This is a genomic window from Endozoicomonas sp. ALE010 (assembly GCF_049310165.1).
GTDB lineage: Bacteria > Pseudomonadota > Gammaproteobacteria > Pseudomonadales > Endozoicomonadaceae > Endozoicomonas.
In genome coordinates, this window is the sequence record NZ_JBLYNV010000017.1 from 78,138 (window position 1) to 93,560 (window position 15,423).

A 15,423-nucleotide genomic window follows, 5' to 3' on the forward strand; every position below is an offset into this window, starting at 1 on the left:
GCCGAAATTATTTCGGGACAATTCCTAAACCTGTCCAAAGACGGACAGTGGTGGCTCGTCCAGGGCTGCCAGTTGTTCCCGCAATTCCAGAATATGCTCTGCCCAGTACCGTTCGGTATTAAACCAGGTGAATGCCATGGGAAAGGCGGGATCATCCCAGCGCTTGGCCAGCCAGCCGCTGTAATTGATCAGTCGCAGGGTACGAAAATATTCCACCAGGTTCAGCTCAGAAGGGCTGAAATCCATAAACTCTGTGTAACCTTCCAGAATCTCGGCCATTTGCAGGGTCTGCTCTTGGCGGTCTCCGGATAACAGCATCCACAGATCCTGAATCGCCGGAGCCATACAGGTATCGTCAAAGTCAACAAAGTGTGGTGCCTCATTCCGCCAGAGAATATTGCCGCTGTGGCAATCACCGTGGACCCGAATGGATTGCCACGTATGCTGTTGCGTCATCAGTTCCAGGCGATGGAGCAGGTCCCGGGTCAGGGTCTGGTAGGCTTCCAGAAGAGAAGCGGGAATAAAGTCGTTTGCCAGCAGGTATTCAACATTATCGATGCCGTATCGCTGCAAGCTGATCGCCGGGCGGTGTTGGAAGTCGCTGGCTGATCCCAGCTTGTGCATGCGTCCCAGGGTGCGGCCAAGGGTCAGCAGGTTATCCAGATTATCCAGTTCCGGTGCATGGCCGCCCTGACGGGGAAACAGGGCAAACAGAAAGCCTTCAAACTCATGCAGTGTGTTGCCTTTTTCGTCAGCCATCGGGGCGACCACCGGTAATTCCATCGCTTGGAGATCCAGGGTGAACTGATGTTCCTCCTGAATCTGATCTTTTGACCAGCGTTCGGGGCGGTAGAATTTTGCAATCAGGGGTTCACTGTCCTCAATGCCGACCTGGTAAACCCGGTTTTCATAGCTGTTCAGGGCCATAATGCGGGCATCGCTCAGAAATCCTGCGCTCTCAACGGCGTCCAGTGCCCGGTCAGGCGTCAGCTGGTCGTATGGATGTTGAGTAGGCGTGTTCATGCGGGCCTCCGAAGGAGTCTGAGTTCTGTGGAGGGGATTCTATAACCAATAGTAAAGACTGGCCACTGACGCCGGGTGGAATTCTGCTTTGAAATTAATGTGGATAATTACCCTGAATGCAGTTCCTGGAGGCTGTCCGGGAGCAGCTTCAATAATCATCAGCTCTCCGGTGTTCTGGCAACACTCCATATATCCACGCGTTTAACACCACTTTTTTTCAATAGTCGGGTGATTTCATTGACGGTGGCACCCGTGGTTACCACATCGTCCACTAGGGCAACGTGGTGCCACGGCGGTGTGCCGTTTAAAGTGAATGCGTTGCGAATGTTTTTTTGTCGGGCGGTGGCATCCAGGCTTTGCTGCGGCACTGAGTGGATGGTTCTTTTGATCAACTGTTGTTCAATGTCCAGCTCTCTGACACTGAGCAGCTTCTTCAGGGCTTTGGTCAGCAGGAGCGTCTGGTCATAACCTCTTTCCCGCAACCGTTTGCGGTGCAGTGGTACCGGCAATATGATTTCCGGCCACTGATCATCAAGGTAATAGTCCAGCAACCATTCAGCCAGTGATGCGGCCATTGGCTTTATCAGTTCCAGCCTGGACTGGTATTTCACCATTTGTAATATCCGGTTGACGGGAAACTGGTACAGAAATGGTGAAAGACAGTGGTCAAATAAGGGCGGTTGCTTCAGGCACTGGCCACAAATGCCCGTGTCACTGTCTTGAATGGGCAAGCCGCAGCATGAGCAAAAGCACAATGGAACCGGGCATGTTGCCAGGCATAATCGGCAAAGCGGTTGGGCAAGTGTGGTATGGCCCCGGCAAAGAATGCATTTGATCTGTACTTGTTGTTTAAAATTAGACCAGTTGTAAACCTTAAATAATTTCATAGATTGACGGTGGCAGTAATTCCGTTATCATCTTTTGCATCTTTATTGTGAAAATGTCGTTCTAGTGATTGGTAATTTCATTTTCATGGTTGTTAACTCAAACAATGAATAAATCTCAGGTCTCCGTTAGCAAAGGTTTTCTTCCCTTCTGTGATCGGTGTTCCCTCCCCCAGAGGATGTCATGTCCAATACCAGTTCAGCTCCAGCAGAAAATTCCTCCAGCTCTTTTGGCCACAGTGTCGTTCGTCATGACTGGACGCTGTCAGAAGTAGAGGCACTTTTCCAACAGCCGTTCAATGATCTGATCTTTCAGGCCCAGCTGGCTCACAGAGAACATTTTGATCCAAACCAGGTGCAAGTTAGCACATTACTGTCGATCAAGACGGGTGCCTGTCCGGAGGACTGCAAGTATTGCCCCCAGAGTGGTCACTACAATACCGGTCTGGAAAAAGAAAAATTGATGGAGGTGCAGAAGGTACTGGAGGAGGCCAGAAGCGCCAAGGCTTCCGGTGCTACCCGCTTCTGCATGGGGGCGGCCTGGAAAAATCCTCCCGCCAGGGACATGCCTTACATTATTGAAATGATTAAGGGGGTGAAAGCACTGGGTCTTGAGTCCTGCATGACCCTGGGCATGCTGAGTGAGGAACAGGCCACAGAGCTGGCCGGGGCAGGACTGGATTACTACAACCACAATCTGGATACCTCGCCAGAGTTCTATGGCAACATCATTACCACCCGAACTTATGCTGACCGGCTGAACACTCTGGCGTTTGTCCGGGAGGCGGGGATGAATGTCTGCAGTGGTGGCATTGTGGGCCTGGGTGAAAACGAGCGCGATCGTGCCGGGATGCTGGTTCAGCTGGCCAATATGCCGAAGCATCCGGAGAGTGTGCCCATCAATATGCTGGTGAAAGTCGCTGGCACACCATTGGCAGACGCTGAGGCGGTGGATGGTATTGATTTTGTCCGTACTATCGCCATGGCCAAAATTATGATGCCAGCGTCCAACGTCCGTCTGTCGGCCGGGCGTGAGCAAATGAGCGATGAGCTTCAGGCGCTGGCCTTTCTGGCGGGAGCCAACTCAATTTTCCTTGGCGATAAACTGCTGACCACCGCGAACCCTGAGGCGAATAAGGACCGGCAGCTGTTTGCCAAGCTCGGCATCAATAAAGGGCATGATTGGGGTGAGCAATCAGCAGTACAGCCTCCTGAGCAGTGCCCGATCAAAGCAATGTACGACGCTGAAAAAAGCAATGACCATTACTATGATGCGATGGCCAGCCAGTCAGATCGAAACATGGCTGGTCATGGCTGATGAGCTTCAATCTGGAACAGGAGCTTGAGGCCCGCCATGCTGCTGGCCTCTATCGCCGTCGTCAAACCCTGGACTCGCCCCAGGGGCCTGAGGTCATTATCAATGGCCAGCACTGTCTTGCCTTCTGCAGCAATGATTACCTCGGCCTGGCAAACCATCCCGATGTTATCGCAAGCTTTCGACAGGCAACGGATCACTATGGGCTGGGTGGCGGTGCTTCCCATCTGGTGGTGGGGCACAGCCGGGCACATCATCAGCTGGAAGAAGCACTTGCGGAATTTACCGGCAGAGAGCGTGTGCTGCTGTTTGCCAATGGCTATATGGCCAACCTGGGCGTGATCAGTGCCTTGCTGGGTAAGCAGGATGCGGTGTTTCAGGATCGCCTGAACCATGCCTCATTACTGGATGCCGGACGGTTGTCTGGTGCCCGGTTCCAGCGTTACCTGCATAATGATGTGGATAACCTCACTAACCGACTTCAGAAAACCCGTGCCCGACGCAAATTGATCGTAACGGATGGCGTGTTCAGCATGGATGGCGATGTTGCGCCGGTAAAGGCGCTGTCGGAACTTGCTGAGCAGCACCAGGCCTGGCTGATGGTGGACGATGCCCACGGTTTTGGTTTCCTGGGAGCCACTGGCGGTGGGGTTGCCGAAGCCTATGGCTTGGACCAGAAACATCTGCCCGTGCTGGTGGGGACATTGGGCAAAGCGTTTGGAACTTATGGTGCATTTGTAGCTGGCAGTCACGCTTTGATTGAGACGCTTATTCAATTTGCCCGGACTTATATCTATACCACGTCCATGCCACCGGCGGTCGCGTCGGCGACCCTGACCAGCCTGAAGCTGCTCCGGGAACAACAGTGGCGCAGGGAGCATTTGCAGACACTGGTTCACTATTTCAGATCCGGTTGTGAGCAGCTGAGGTTGCCTCTGATGCCGTCATCAACACCGATACAACCGTTGCTGGTTGGTTGTACAAGACGGGCGATGGCCATAAGCTGCCGGTTGTCTGAGCAGGGGATACTGGTCACGGCAATCCGTCCTCCGACGGTACCTGAAGGATCTTCCCGATTACGTATTACCTTCAGTGCATCCCATGAGTTACATCATGTTGATCGCCTGTTGGATGCCCTTAAAATGGCTGCACAGTCGACAGGTGTTGCAGACGTTTCTGATCAACCTGCCACCGCATCTTTATCGATGACAGGAGTGTTGTCCTGATGAGTAACTACCCGATCGTTTTAATCAGTGGCTGGGCCATGCCAGCCGGTGCCATGGCGTCACTGGCGGACGCCCTGGATGTTGACCATCGCCGGGTTTCCATTGTCGAGTTGCCAGGTTTGGTGCGTGAGTCACAAGCGTACAAAACCAGCCATGACTGGAACTCATTGCTGACGTATCTGGATCACCAGCTGTTTGAGAAGCCAGCAGTGCTGGTGGGATGGTCGCTTGGCGGAATGCTGGCAACGCTGTATGCCAGCCGGTATCCGGATAATGTGGCCGCTGTCGTTAACCTGGGGGCGAATGCCTGTTTTGTGCAGAATGACAGCTGGCAGCAGGCAATGGATCCGACGCTGTTTGCCAGTTTCTATCAAGGCATGTCCCGGTCCCGTGACAAGACGTTGCAGCAGTTTGTTCTGCTGTGCAGTTCTGGCAGTCCTCGGCGGAAAGAGCTATCGAAAGCCCTGCAGGCACTACTGTCTGATGCTGACCTTGATCATCAGGCCGAAGACAGCACCCTGCTAAGCCTGCTGGGCATACTGGGCAAGAGTGATCTTCGTTCCGTATTTGGTGATATTCGCTGCCCGGTGACTCATCTGTTTGGTAAAGACGATGCCCTTGTTCCGGTGGAGGCAGCTGATGCCATTGAGCAGGCGTTTGCGAAGCATCGGGTTCAGGTGCTTGATGGAGGGCATTGTTTCTTTATGGATGATCCCGAGCCGGTTATCAGTGAGGTGCGGCGGCTGTCCAGCGGGGATGTCGGAACATGAGTTCGATCCCTGTCCATAATGAAGTTGCCGGTGGCTTGGCAGGTCTTCGGCCTGCCTCCTCTGCCATTAGCGTGACAACAGACCGGGCAAACGCTCGGGTAAAGCAGCGTATCGCTGAAAACTTCAGTCGGGCTGCTGACAGTTATGATCAGGCGGCCATATTACAGAAACGGGTCGCTGCCCGGACGATGCAGGGCTTACCGGCCCGACTCAGCTCAGAGCAGCCACGCTCAAAAGCGTTACACTCCCACCGTATTCTTGACCTGGGTACCGGAACCGGTTTGCACACACTGACGCTGGCTGAACGATATGATAATGCCGTGGTCATCGGTATGGACCTGGCCATGGGGATGCTGCAATTTGCCCGGCACAATACCAGCCATCCCCGGGTTGACTGGTGCTCTGGTGATATTGAGTCCATGCCCTTGCAGTCCGGTGCTGTGGATCTGATCTATTCCAGCCTGGCTATTCAATGGTGCGACTTCGAGCAGGTGCTTGGTGAGGTGAGCAGAGTACTGAAGCCTGGTGGGACTTTTGTCTTTTCTACCCTGGCTGAAGGCAGCTTGGCAGAGCTGGATAATGCATGGTGTCTGGTGGGGGAAAATAATCGGGTTAACCGCTTTGACAGTTTTGATACTCAGAAACAGCGTATGAACGCCAGTGATCTGGTTTGCCAGGCGTTCTCACTGAAGCCTGAAACACTGTTCTATCCCGATGTGATCTCCCTGTTGCGCAGTTTAAAGGCTCTGGGGGTAAACACCGTATTGGCGGATAAAGGTGGCCTGGTGACCCGACGGAAGCTTGAAGCCTTGCAACAGGCTTATGAACAAATACGACAGCCTGAAGGATTGCCTTTGACCTATCAGGTCCTTTACGGCGTCTTGCAGAAGCCAGTGTGTGAAGAGTAGAAAATGGGAAAAACTTATTTTGTCACCGGTACGGATACGGATGCCGGGAAAACCGTCGTCACCTGTGGACTGCTTGAGGCAGCGCGCTTAACAGGGTTAACGACGCTGGCCTTAAAACCGGTGTCTGCAGGATGTCAGCACACTGAAAACGGCCTGAGAAATGACGATGCATTGGCATTGATGGAAGCCATGACGCTTGTTCTACCTTACGAACAGATAAACCCCCTGGCTCTGGCACCTGCCATTGCCCCCCATATTGCGGCACAGGAAGCCGGTGTGCGTATGACCCTGGATCGACTTGTGGGCTACAGCCGCGGAGCCTTGATGCAAAAAAATGATCTGGCTCTTATCGAAGGCGCTGGTGGCTGGCGGGTTCCCCTGAACTCACGGGAGATGATCAGCGGACTGGCAAAAGCGTTGAATACTCCTGCTATTCTGGTGGTTGGCATGAAACTGGGTTGTATCAGCCATGCCTTGCTTACCGTTGAAGCCATTGTCCGTGATGGTGTCAGGCTGGCAGGCTGGGTGGCAAATCAGGTGGATCCTGATATGAGCCGTTATGATGACAATCTGGACACCCTGAAAAGCCTGATTCCAGCACCCTGTCTTGGTGTGGTGCCCTTTCTTGAGGAGGCCAGTGCCAGTCAGGTCGCCGGGTATCTGGATATTTCACCATTGGCTTGATTGACTTGAATTCACCCGTAATAACTTTTGCTGGCATGTATTGACATTTATTCTGTCTAAACGTAAGTTTCAAACAGTTGTTTGAATCGTGCTATACTCATCTTTATCCATAAGTAAAAGAATATCGAGGATGCATCATGCCAGAATATAAAGCCCCCCTGCGAGATATCCGCTTTGTCCGTAATGAAGTTCTGGGCTACGAGGAACATTACGCAAACCTCCCTCAAGGTCAGGATGCCACTCCGGATATGGTGGACGCCATCCTGGAGGAAGGTGCCAAATTCTGTGAACAGGTACTTTCACCGCTGAATCGTGTGGGTGATGAAGAAGGTTGTACCTGGACACCAGAAGGCGTTAAAACCCCCACCGGATTTAAAGACGCCTATCAACAGTTTGTTGAAGGTGGCTGGCCATCGCTGTCCAGCGATGCTGAGCATGGTGGTCAGGGTCTCCCTGCTTCGCTGGGCCTGGTGCTCAGTGAAATGATGGGGGAATCCAACTGGTCCTGGGGAATGTATCCCGGGCTGAGCCATGGCGCAATGAATACTCTGGAAGCCCATGGTACCCAAGAGCAGAAAGAAACGTACCTTACCCGCCTGATTTCCGGTGAGTGGACCGGTACGATGTGCCTGACTGAGCCTCACTGCGGTACTGATCTGGGTATGCTGAAAACCAAGGCCGTACCCCAGGAAGACGGCACTTATCGTATTACCGGCACCAAAATCTTTATCTCTTCCGGGGAACACGATATGGCAGAGAATATTGTTCATATCGTTATTGCCCGTCTGCCGGGGGCACCTGAAGGCACCAAAGGTATCTCCCTGTTTATTATTCCCCGTCATCGCCCGGATGCTCCGGGTGAAACAAATGGTGTCAGCTGTGGTTCCATCGAGCATAAGATGGGTATCCATGGTAACGCCACCTGTGTGATGAACTTTGACGAAGCCACCGGTTATCTGATTGGTGAGCCCAATAAAGGTTTGAACTATATGTTCACCTTTATGAACTCTGCCCGTCTGGGCACCGGTATTCAGGGTCTTGCCCATGCAGAAATCGCTTATCAGGGGGCTGTTCGATATGCCCGTGACCGTCTGCAGATGCGTTCTCTTTCCGGCCCGAAGAACCCTGATGGTCCTGCCGACCCGATCATTGTTCACCCGGATGTTCGCCGTATGCTGTTGACCATCAAGGCACTGACGGAAGGCAACCGGGCACTGGTTTACTACGTGGCACAAATGGCCGACCTGGTGAAGAGTCCTGATGAAGAAGTCCGGAAACAGGCTGACCTGGAAATGAGCTTCCTGACGCCTATTGTTAAGGCGTTCATGACCGAGACAGGGTTTGAAGCCGCTAACCACGGCCTGCAATGTTACGGTGGTCATGGCTTTATCAGTGAGTGGGGGATGGAGCAGAATGTTCGTGACTGCCGTATCTCCATGCTCTATGAGGGAACCACGGGTATTCAGGCGCTGGACCTGCTGGGTCGTAAAGTCCTGATGACTCAGGGTGCCACCATGAAGCCCTTCACCAAGCTGGTTCATAAGTTCTGTCAGGCTCAGGCAGACAATGAAGAACTCCAGGAGTTTATCAAGCCGCTGGCTGCCATGAATAAGGAGTGGGGCGATCTGACCATGCAGATTGGTATGAAGGCCATGCAGAACCGGGAGGAAGTTGGTGCCGCCTCGGTTGACTACCTGATGTACTCCGGTTATGCCTGCCTTGCTTACTTCTGGGCCCGGATGGCACTGACGGCAAAAGAAGCCCTGGCGAATGGTACCACTGAAGAAGGGTTCTATAAGGCTAAAATCCAGACTGCACAGTTCTACTTCCAGCGTCTGTTACCAAGAGCCCAGATGCACAAGGCGTGCATTGAGTCTGGTGCCGACAACCTGATGGCCATGGAAGCGGATGATTTTGGCGACGTTTAATTCGCTGGTCTGACGGGCTGAAAGTGAATCAGCCATAAGCAAAACAATAAACAGAGAGGCTACCGGTTGGTAGCCTTTTTTTTGCAGATTATTACCGCATTTCATCAAGAATCATAAAGCTCAGAAAAGTAGTGGGTAAGGCAATAATCATAATCACCGGGAGTGCCGGATTAAATAGCATGAGAGTGCCTGCTACCAACCAGATCGTTCTGACCCAGCTGCGCTTGATGCGCTCTTTTCTGGAGATGATTCGACCACGAGGTCTGAGCAATTTGCTGGCTAACTGGTTAAACAGGGTGGAAAAAAAAATCTGCAGGATTGCAGTGATCAAGACGAGAAGATATCGCATAAGATGCCTGAGTATCTGGTCAACAATATCGGAACTGCAGGACAGCTTATCTTCCGGAACCGAGCAATCGAATCAACACTGTTTGATCCGATAAAATGATCAAACAAAAAGAAAACGGTTAAATTAAGTTAGCTTACTTTATCGGCAATTGGCACTTATTTATGATGGATGTTCATGAAGATCTCAGTGAAAAAGGATTTTTCTTGCTTGTTTCACTCTTTTGGTGCGTTTGAACTCAGTCTTTAGCAGCATTGACTGTTTTGCCAGCTATAAAAATATGGTCTATAAAATTTGATTTGCTTTTATGTAGTTGGCCAAATGGAATCGTATATTTCTGGCTAAGTGGGCAGTTGCTATGCAAGGCGCAACGTAGGGAGCATAGCCGTAGCTATGTGACCGGAGTTGCAACGCCGCAGAGTGACTGACAACTTAGTCAGAAATATATGATTTCATTTGGTTAACTACTTATAAGACCTTGGAGCTGAATTCAGCAATCACGCTGTGTTGATGTCGCATCATGAAGAAGAATACCCAAACGATAAAAAGCCTGTTAATTCTTCTTGCCTTCTTTTTTATGTTATCGGGATTATTGCCGCCTGTTTTCTCAGATGATTTCAACCCTGCTCAAGGGCCTTCACTGGCTGCTGTGCATCATGATCTGACCCGCCAGGCAGAAGTCTTTAGCCAACATCCACCATCATTTGTGCAGCAATCGCCATTGCCTTCTGACGACTGGCGCTGGTTTTTAAAAGATAAAGACCAGAGTTGGGACATCACGCTATTTGATAAAAAACCGGCAGAGAATCAGGCTAGACTTTGGTACCAAACCAAAGTGACGTTTGGCTTGGCGCTGGGGGTTCTTGGAGTGATCGCTCTGTTACCAGAAAGTGTTTCCAATTGGGATAAATCGGAAATCAGGCCCATCAAAAAGTGGTGGAGCAATGTCAGGTCAGGGCCTGTATGGGACACCGATAAATGGTACATCAATTATATCGGGCATCCTTATTTTGGTGGTGTGTACTACGTTATGGCCCGGTCATCGGGCTATAACCAGTGGAACTCGTTTGTTTATTCATTTTTGATGTCCACTTTCCTGTATGAATACGGCATTGAAGCGATGTGTGAGCCGCCATCCATTCAAGATATCATTGTGACTCCTCTCGGCGGGTGGCTGTACGGGGAGTGGGCTTATCAGAAAAAACAGAAAATTCTGGACAATGACAGTGAGGTGATGGGCTCCAGGATGCTAGGTTCTACCGCACTGTTTCTGCTGGACCCGGTTGGCAAATTCAGTGAGTGGGTCGGTGGTGACAGTGGTGAGGGGACAATACAAAATTTGTCCATTCGATTGAGCGTTATGCCCCCGGCTGCCAGTTTTTCCCCTTACCGGAAAACGTCACTCGACGTTGATCATCGCTACATCGGCGTGGAGGTTTTCTTTAATTTCTAAATACGACAGCGAAACACAAAGAAGCACAGTCTTTTTGCTGAAAAACAGGGACTCTTCAGGTAACATGGCGTCACGGAACTCAACAGCCTGTGTGACTGAAAGCTGCTTTGGTGTGGTTGCGATAAATGGGACTCCCGCTTCTTCGTCAAGTAACCCCGCTATGCTCTTCAGATGCAGACATTTTTATTACCAATACCATTATGGACGCTTAAACCTGACAGGTTGCCGGTAAAACAGCTATGAGCCACTTTGTGTCCTTTTGCGTATAACTCAAAGGCATAATGGCTGTATTCCAATAGTAAGAAAAAAATTCCAGGAGTGGAGAGTAATGGCCGAGTACAAAGCCCCCCTTCGCGACATGCGGTTCGTAATGTACGACGTATTCAACGTAGCTGAGCAGTGGGCTCAGTGGCCTGCTGTCAGTGAAACGGTGGATCAGGAAACTGCAGATGCGATTCTGGAAGAAGCCGCCAAACTGGCTTCTCGCACCATTGCCCCTTTGAACCGCCCGGGAGATGAAGAAGGGTGTCAATGGGACAGCGGTCAGGTGACCACACCGGAAGGTTATAAAGAAGCCTATAAACTGTTCGCTGAAGGCGGTTGGAGCGGGCTGGGTGGTAATCCCGTTTATGGTGGTATGGGTATGCCCAAGGTACTGGCTGCCCAGTTTGATGAAATGGTCTGCAGTGCCAGCCTGGCATTCACTCTCTACCCGAGCCTGGGGGCCGGGGCCTGTCTGGCCATTGATGCCCACGCCTCCGATGCGTTAAAAGAAGCGTACCTGCCGCAAATGTATTCCGGTGAGTGGGCGGGCACCATGTGTCTGACGGAACCCCATGCGGGCACCGATCTTGGTATCATCCGCACCAAAGCGGAAGACAATGGCGATGGCAGCTACGCCATCACCGGTACCAAAATCTTTATTACCGGCGGGGAGCATGATCTTACTGAGAATATTATCCACCTGGTGCTGGCCAAGCTTCCCGATGCACCTCCCGGGCCTAAAGGCATCTCATTGTTTCTGGTACCTAAGGTATTGGTGAATGAGGACGGATCTCTGGGTGAAAGAAATGCCCTTGCCTGTGGTTCCATTGAGCACAAGATGGGCATTAACGGCTCCGCCACCTGTGTCATGAATTTTGATGGGGCCAAAGGCTATCTGGTGGGAGAACTGAATAAAGGCCTGAATGCCATGTTCACCATGATGAACTACGAGCGCCTGTTTGTGGGGATTCAGGGGCTTGGCAGCAGTGAGATGTCCTACCAGAACGCACTCGAATATGCTCAGGATCGCATCCAGGGACGTTCCGCCAGTGGCGCTGTGCAAAAAGATAAAGCGGCGGACCCATTAATGGTCCATGGGGATATCCGGCGAATGCTATTGAATATGAAAGCCATGAATGAAGGCGGCCGGGCTTTCTCCACCTATGTGGCCAAACAACTGGATATTGCCAAGTTCAGTCAGGATGACCATGAAAAAGAGAAGGCTTCTGCCCTGGTGGCGTTGTTAACTCCCGTTGTGAAAGCCTTTTTAACCGATGCAGGGCTGGAAAGCTGTGTTGCCGGTCAGCAGGTGTTTGGTGGTCATGGCTTTATTCGTGAGTGGGGCCAGGAACAACTGGTCAGGGATGTGCGCATCACCCAGATTTACGAAGGAACCAACGGTATTCAGGCGCTGGATCTGCTCGGACGTAAAATTGCCCTGAGCGGTGGAGCCTACCTGGAAACATTCCTGAGTGAAGTTCGGGGCTCAGTGGACGCTAATGATGAATTTGCTGAAGAGCTGCTGGCTGCGGTTGATAAGCTTGAGGAGCTGACGCGCAAACTTCTGGCGCAGTCGAAAAATGACCCCAATGTCATTAATTCTGCCTGTGTTGATTACCTGAATGCTTTTGCCTACGTTGCCTATGGCTGGATGTGGTCATTAATGGCGAAAACAGCAGCGAGCCAGCTTGCTGAAGGCAGTGAAGACCAATCCTGGCTGGAAGCCAAGCAGCTGACTGCCCGGTATTATTTCAAGCGTTTACTGCCTCGCTTTGAAAGTTCAGCGGCCGCCGCTCTTGCGGGAACTGAGGAACTATTTGCCTTATCTCCTGGTCAATTCTAATAGCAAGCAAAATCATTCCAGTTGAAACCAGAAAACCTCGCTTTGCGGGGTTTTCTGGTTTTTTGGTCTTTATTTTTCAGGATTACGGCCAATAAAAATAGAGAAATCCAGATGTTCTGTTGTATGGGTTATTAAGTAGTTAACCAAATGAAATCATATATTTCTGACTAAGTTGTCAGTCACTCTGCGGCGTTGCAACTCCGGTCACATAGCTACGGCTATGCTCCCTACGTTGCGCCTTGCATAGCAACTGCCCACTTAGCCAGAAATATACGATTCCATTTGGCCAACTACTTAATGGTTCGCGTAATTTTTATTGAAATAAATTTTGGGGATACACATGACTCTCAGCTCAGCCTACAGGTCTTTATACCCGATATGTGTCTATCTATTGATCATGACCCCCGGCAATAATGCCTATGGAATGGATGATGTTAAACCTCCGATTTATGCCAGTAACTTTCTGTTAAAACAAAAAGATACAGGCCAGTGTCTGGTGGTAATGGACGAGCAGGAAGGTTGCAGCTCTGAAGAAATCCGGCTGACGGATGACTGTGTGAATAGCAACAGGATAACGTTCGGGGTCTGTGATGAAAAAAAACCGGAGCAGAGGTGGAAGTTTGACTTCCAAAAGAAACGAATTCACTCATTGGAACGAAGTGCTGATCTATGTTTGACCCGGTTGTCGAAACATCTGGCCATGGATGTTTGCCAACCAGCAAGTTTGCAACAGCTATGGTTTTTTAATCAACAGGACCATCTTTACAGCCGGGCTGATTATTTTGACCCTCTTGCGTTTGTAGCACTCTTGCAAAGTGATACGGATATTTCACCGGTCTCGTTCCACTTTAGCGACTCTGAAACGGGAGATGATCAATGCTATCTGAGTCCTTTTACCGGCAGGGTTGAGTGTGCAGGATTTGAAGTTGGTGAAGAGGCACTGAAACAACAGGAAGTTCAGTCCTGGCACTGGTCAGGCCACTGGCCATGGCAGGCAAAGCCAACAAAGCTGACTGAAGAGTTGCGGCTTGGTGATTTCAGCAATAATCATTGTCTTGCGGTTACACAATGTCATATGGACAGTGTTGGGCAGTACGACTGTTTTGGTGGGGCAAAGGTTCAGGTAACTGCCTGTCAATCCATCAGTCATCAGGTCTGGCGCTATGACCTGGTGTCTAAAAAACTGTTTAACAAACAGGCCGGGGAGCAGTTCTGCTTAAGCTGGTCAGCGGGAAAACTGACATTGGAACACTGTCTGCCCGGTGCTGGTCCTCAGCAATGGTATTTTGCCCAGGGAAGAGGAAGCAAGTATCCGGAGCGAGGACAACTGCGTTGGTTTACCAATTTAGATGAACATTACGATTACGTTAAGGCACTTGATTTTGATCCCATCGTTAAATTTGAAATATTAAAGAAAGACATTCAGGGAAATGACTGCGGCTACGATCCCATTAATGGCCTTTGGAAAGGCTTATGTGCTAATTAGGCTATTTGATCAACAGAGTCATTCGGGCTGATTGAACTTATTCCCGTCTATGTTATCTAACGGTATTCTTGGACTAAGCCTCCTGGAACATAAATAGTGAGGATAATCCTGTGTATTTGCATGGCAGTGCTGCTGCGCGTAGAGGCGATCAAAGAACAGAATCGTCTGAGCGTGCTGAAACATCCGGGGTCAGAGCGGGGCGTGATGTCAGGGTCCATGCTGATTCTCCCGGTTTACCAGCCAGTTATGCGCCACCCGGCACTGAACCATTACAGCGAAGCGTATCAGAGTATAACCTCGCCATTGTCAGAGATGGTATCAGAGGTTGTGTGGAAACGGGGAAGAAAGCCTCTCCCGAGTTTTTCATCTACCTGGAAAAGATCAAACCATTATTAGATGGCCCCCCAACTGAAGAGTCTCTCAAGGAAATAGGCGAATTATATAAACTTATCAATGAATGCGATTTCTTCACTGAAGAAATGAAAACCATGGATGACCTGAAAAAAAGGATAGCCTCCAGCTTTTCATCTTATGTTGAACAACAAAAAACAGAGCTGGTGAAACAACTGAAAACCTGTTTTACCATCCGCAGCAGCGGCGGAGCTGATCGCTTTTATGAACAGCTTACTGGCAAAATCAAACAGCTTTTTCCTCAATTCACACCGCCAATGCAGGAGTTGTTGCATAATGTTGGTGCAACCATTGTGTCCAGTGAGTTGGATCAAGGTTTTAAAAAATACCTGACTGACCAGCTCCGCAAAAATGGCAGCTCCGAACACCAGGTGAGAAATCAGAGTGCTGCCGTGCGGTCAGAGCTGGAAGAGTTTGCCCGCATTGCCAGGATGATTGTTGAACGTCAGGGAAAACACAAGCTTGCTGTCACGCAGAATTATCTGGAAAGACTCTCAGTAATGGTTGATCGATCGGTAAGAATGTCAGTGGCAGACTGCAGGTTGCACCTGGAAGCCCTGGAAATGATCGATTCAGCAATGATGGACACAATGGCAATAAGCCCGGGGTCGGATGCTGAAAATTATTGGCATCACATGCTTTTTGAGGCCGTCCTTGATCTTCGCTTTGCTTCCGAATTTATGGCTGCCTATCATCACCTGATTTCGCCATTACCACCACAGAAATGGGGTTTGGAAGAGCTGGAGGGGTTTGTCACTTTATTAAGATATTCCGGTCAGTCCCTCGGCTACCAGCTACTCCCGATGAATACACGTCAGCTGCCACAACCAGAAAACTGACATACTCATAATTTCTGAAAACACAAGAGAACCCTCAACTTTC

Annotated in this window: 13 protein-coding genes; 10 read left to right on the forward strand and 3 right to left on the reverse strand. The window is 50.5% G+C overall.

Going from position 1 to position 15,423, the window contains the following annotated elements; translation table 11 throughout:
• Positions 1-24 precede the first annotated feature (24 nt).
• Positions 25-1,023, reverse strand: coding sequence for a serine/threonine protein kinase (locus ACO6UY_RS09715; RefSeq protein ID WP_422460666.1), 999 nt, complete (start codon positions 1,021-1,023; stop codon positions 25-27).
• Positions 1,024-1,181: 158 nt separating this feature from the next.
• Positions 1,182-1,637 (reverse strand): ComF family protein, encoded by a 456-nt coding sequence (locus tag ACO6UY_RS09720; RefSeq protein ID WP_422460664.1) that lies wholly within the window; start codon positions 1,635-1,637, stop codon positions 1,182-1,184.
• A gap of 454 nt (positions 1,638-2,091) precedes the next feature.
• Between ACO6UY_RS09720 and bioB the strand changes: the two genes are divergently transcribed.
• From bioB to ACO6UY_RS09750, 6 genes are all read left to right on the forward strand, one after another.
• Positions 2,092-3,225 (forward strand): biotin synthase BioB, encoded by a 1,134-nt coding sequence (gene bioB, locus ACO6UY_RS09725; RefSeq protein ID WP_422489745.1) that lies wholly within the window; start codon positions 2,092-2,094, stop codon positions 3,223-3,225.
• Positions 3,225-4,448: an 8-amino-7-oxononanoate synthase gene (gene bioF / locus ACO6UY_RS09730; RefSeq protein WP_422489746.1), complete on the forward strand. Its 1,224-nt coding sequence runs from the start codon at positions 3,225-3,227 to the stop codon at positions 4,446-4,448. Before bioB ends, bioF begins: the two co-directional genes overlap by 1 nt.
• A complete protein-coding gene (locus tag ACO6UY_RS09735; RefSeq protein WP_422489747.1) occupies positions 4,448-5,218 on the forward strand; it encodes an alpha/beta fold hydrolase in 771 nt (256 codons plus the stop codon). The genes bioF and ACO6UY_RS09735 overlap by 1 nt, the downstream gene beginning before the upstream one ends.
• Positions 5,215-6,126 (forward strand): malonyl-ACP O-methyltransferase BioC, encoded by a 912-nt coding sequence (gene bioC, locus ACO6UY_RS09740; RefSeq protein ID WP_422489749.1) that lies wholly within the window; start codon positions 5,215-5,217, stop codon positions 6,124-6,126. Before ACO6UY_RS09735 ends, bioC begins: the two co-directional genes overlap by 4 nt.
• Positions 6,127-6,129: 3 nt before the next feature.
• Positions 6,130-6,810 (forward strand): dethiobiotin synthase, encoded by a 681-nt coding sequence (gene bioD / locus ACO6UY_RS09745; RefSeq protein WP_422489751.1) that lies wholly within the window; start codon positions 6,130-6,132, stop codon positions 6,808-6,810.
• A 137-nt stretch (positions 6,811-6,947) separates the two neighbouring features.
• Positions 6,948-8,738, forward strand: a complete 1,791-nt coding sequence (locus ACO6UY_RS09750) for an acyl-CoA dehydrogenase C-terminal domain-containing protein (RefSeq protein WP_422449911.1) — start codon at positions 6,948-6,950, stop codon at positions 8,736-8,738.
• Positions 8,739-8,829: 91 nt separating this feature from the next.
• Here the strand turns inward: ACO6UY_RS09750 and ACO6UY_RS09755 are convergent, their stop codons facing one another.
• Positions 8,830-9,087 (reverse strand): hypothetical protein, encoded by a 258-nt coding sequence (locus ACO6UY_RS09755; protein WP_422449912.1) that lies wholly within the window; start codon positions 9,085-9,087, stop codon positions 8,830-8,832.
• A gap of 517 nt (positions 9,088-9,604) precedes the next feature.
• Between ACO6UY_RS09755 and ACO6UY_RS09760 the strand changes: the two genes are divergently transcribed.
• The 4 genes from ACO6UY_RS09760 (at position 9,605) to ACO6UY_RS09775 (ending at position 15,380) form a co-directional block, all read left to right on the forward strand.
• Entirely contained in the window at positions 9,605-10,537 is a 933-nt protein-coding gene (locus tag ACO6UY_RS09760) for a DUF3943 domain-containing protein (RefSeq protein WP_422449913.1), read from the forward strand.
• 328 nt (positions 10,538-10,865) lie between these two features.
• A complete protein-coding gene (locus ACO6UY_RS09765) occupies positions 10,866-12,644 on the forward strand; it encodes an acyl-CoA dehydrogenase C-terminal domain-containing protein (RefSeq protein WP_422449914.1) in 1,779 nt (592 codons plus the stop codon).
• A 340-nt stretch (positions 12,645-12,984) separates the two neighbouring features.
• Positions 12,985-14,130: a hypothetical protein gene (locus tag ACO6UY_RS09770; RefSeq protein ID WP_422465811.1), complete on the forward strand. Its 1,146-nt coding sequence runs from the start codon at positions 12,985-12,987 to the stop codon at positions 14,128-14,130.
• Positions 14,131-14,240: 110 nt separating this feature from the next.
• Complete coding sequence (locus ACO6UY_RS09775; RefSeq protein ID WP_422489753.1) at positions 14,241-15,380, forward strand: hypothetical protein; 1,140 nt, start codon at positions 14,241-14,243, stop codon at positions 15,378-15,380.
• Positions 15,381-15,423: the final 43 nt, after the last annotated feature.

What these genes read in the sequence shown, in the direction of transcription:
- ACO6UY_RS09755 (WP_422449912.1), bottom strand. Translation starts at nt 9,087, where the DNA reads ATGCGATATCTTCTCGTCTTGATCACTGCAATCCTGCAGATTTTTTTT.
- ACO6UY_RS09770 (WP_422465811.1), top strand. Translation starts at nt 12,985, where the DNA reads ATGACTCTCAGCTCAGCCTACAGGTCTTTATACCCGATATGTGTCTAT.
- bioB (WP_422489745.1), top strand. Translation starts at nt 2,092, where the DNA reads ATGTCCAATACCAGTTCAGCTCCAGCAGAAAATTCCTCCAGCTCTTTT.
- ACO6UY_RS09715 (WP_422460666.1), bottom strand. Translation starts at nt 1,023, where the DNA reads ATGAACACGCCTACTCAACATCCATACGACCAGCTGACGCCTGACCGG.
- bioF (WP_422489746.1), top strand. Translation starts at nt 3,225, where the DNA reads ATGAGCTTCAATCTGGAACAGGAGCTTGAGGCCCGCCATGCTGCTGGC.
- bioC (WP_422489749.1), top strand. Translation starts at nt 5,215, where the DNA reads ATGAGTTCGATCCCTGTCCATAATGAAGTTGCCGGTGGCTTGGCAGGT.
- ACO6UY_RS09765 (WP_422449914.1), top strand. Translation starts at nt 10,866, where the DNA reads ATGGCCGAGTACAAAGCCCCCCTTCGCGACATGCGGTTCGTAATGTAC.
- bioD (WP_422489751.1), top strand. Translation starts at nt 6,130, where the DNA reads ATGGGAAAAACTTATTTTGTCACCGGTACGGATACGGATGCCGGGAAA.
- ACO6UY_RS09750 (WP_422449911.1), top strand. Translation starts at nt 6,948, where the DNA reads ATGCCAGAATATAAAGCCCCCCTGCGAGATATCCGCTTTGTCCGTAAT.
- ACO6UY_RS09720 (WP_422460664.1), bottom strand. Translation starts at nt 1,637, where the DNA reads ATGGTGAAATACCAGTCCAGGCTGGAACTGATAAAGCCAATGGCCGCA.
- ACO6UY_RS09735 (WP_422489747.1), top strand. Translation starts at nt 4,448, where the DNA reads ATGAGTAACTACCCGATCGTTTTAATCAGTGGCTGGGCCATGCCAGCC.
- ACO6UY_RS09760 (WP_422449913.1), top strand. Translation starts at nt 9,605, where the DNA reads ATGAAGAAGAATACCCAAACGATAAAAAGCCTGTTAATTCTTCTTGCC.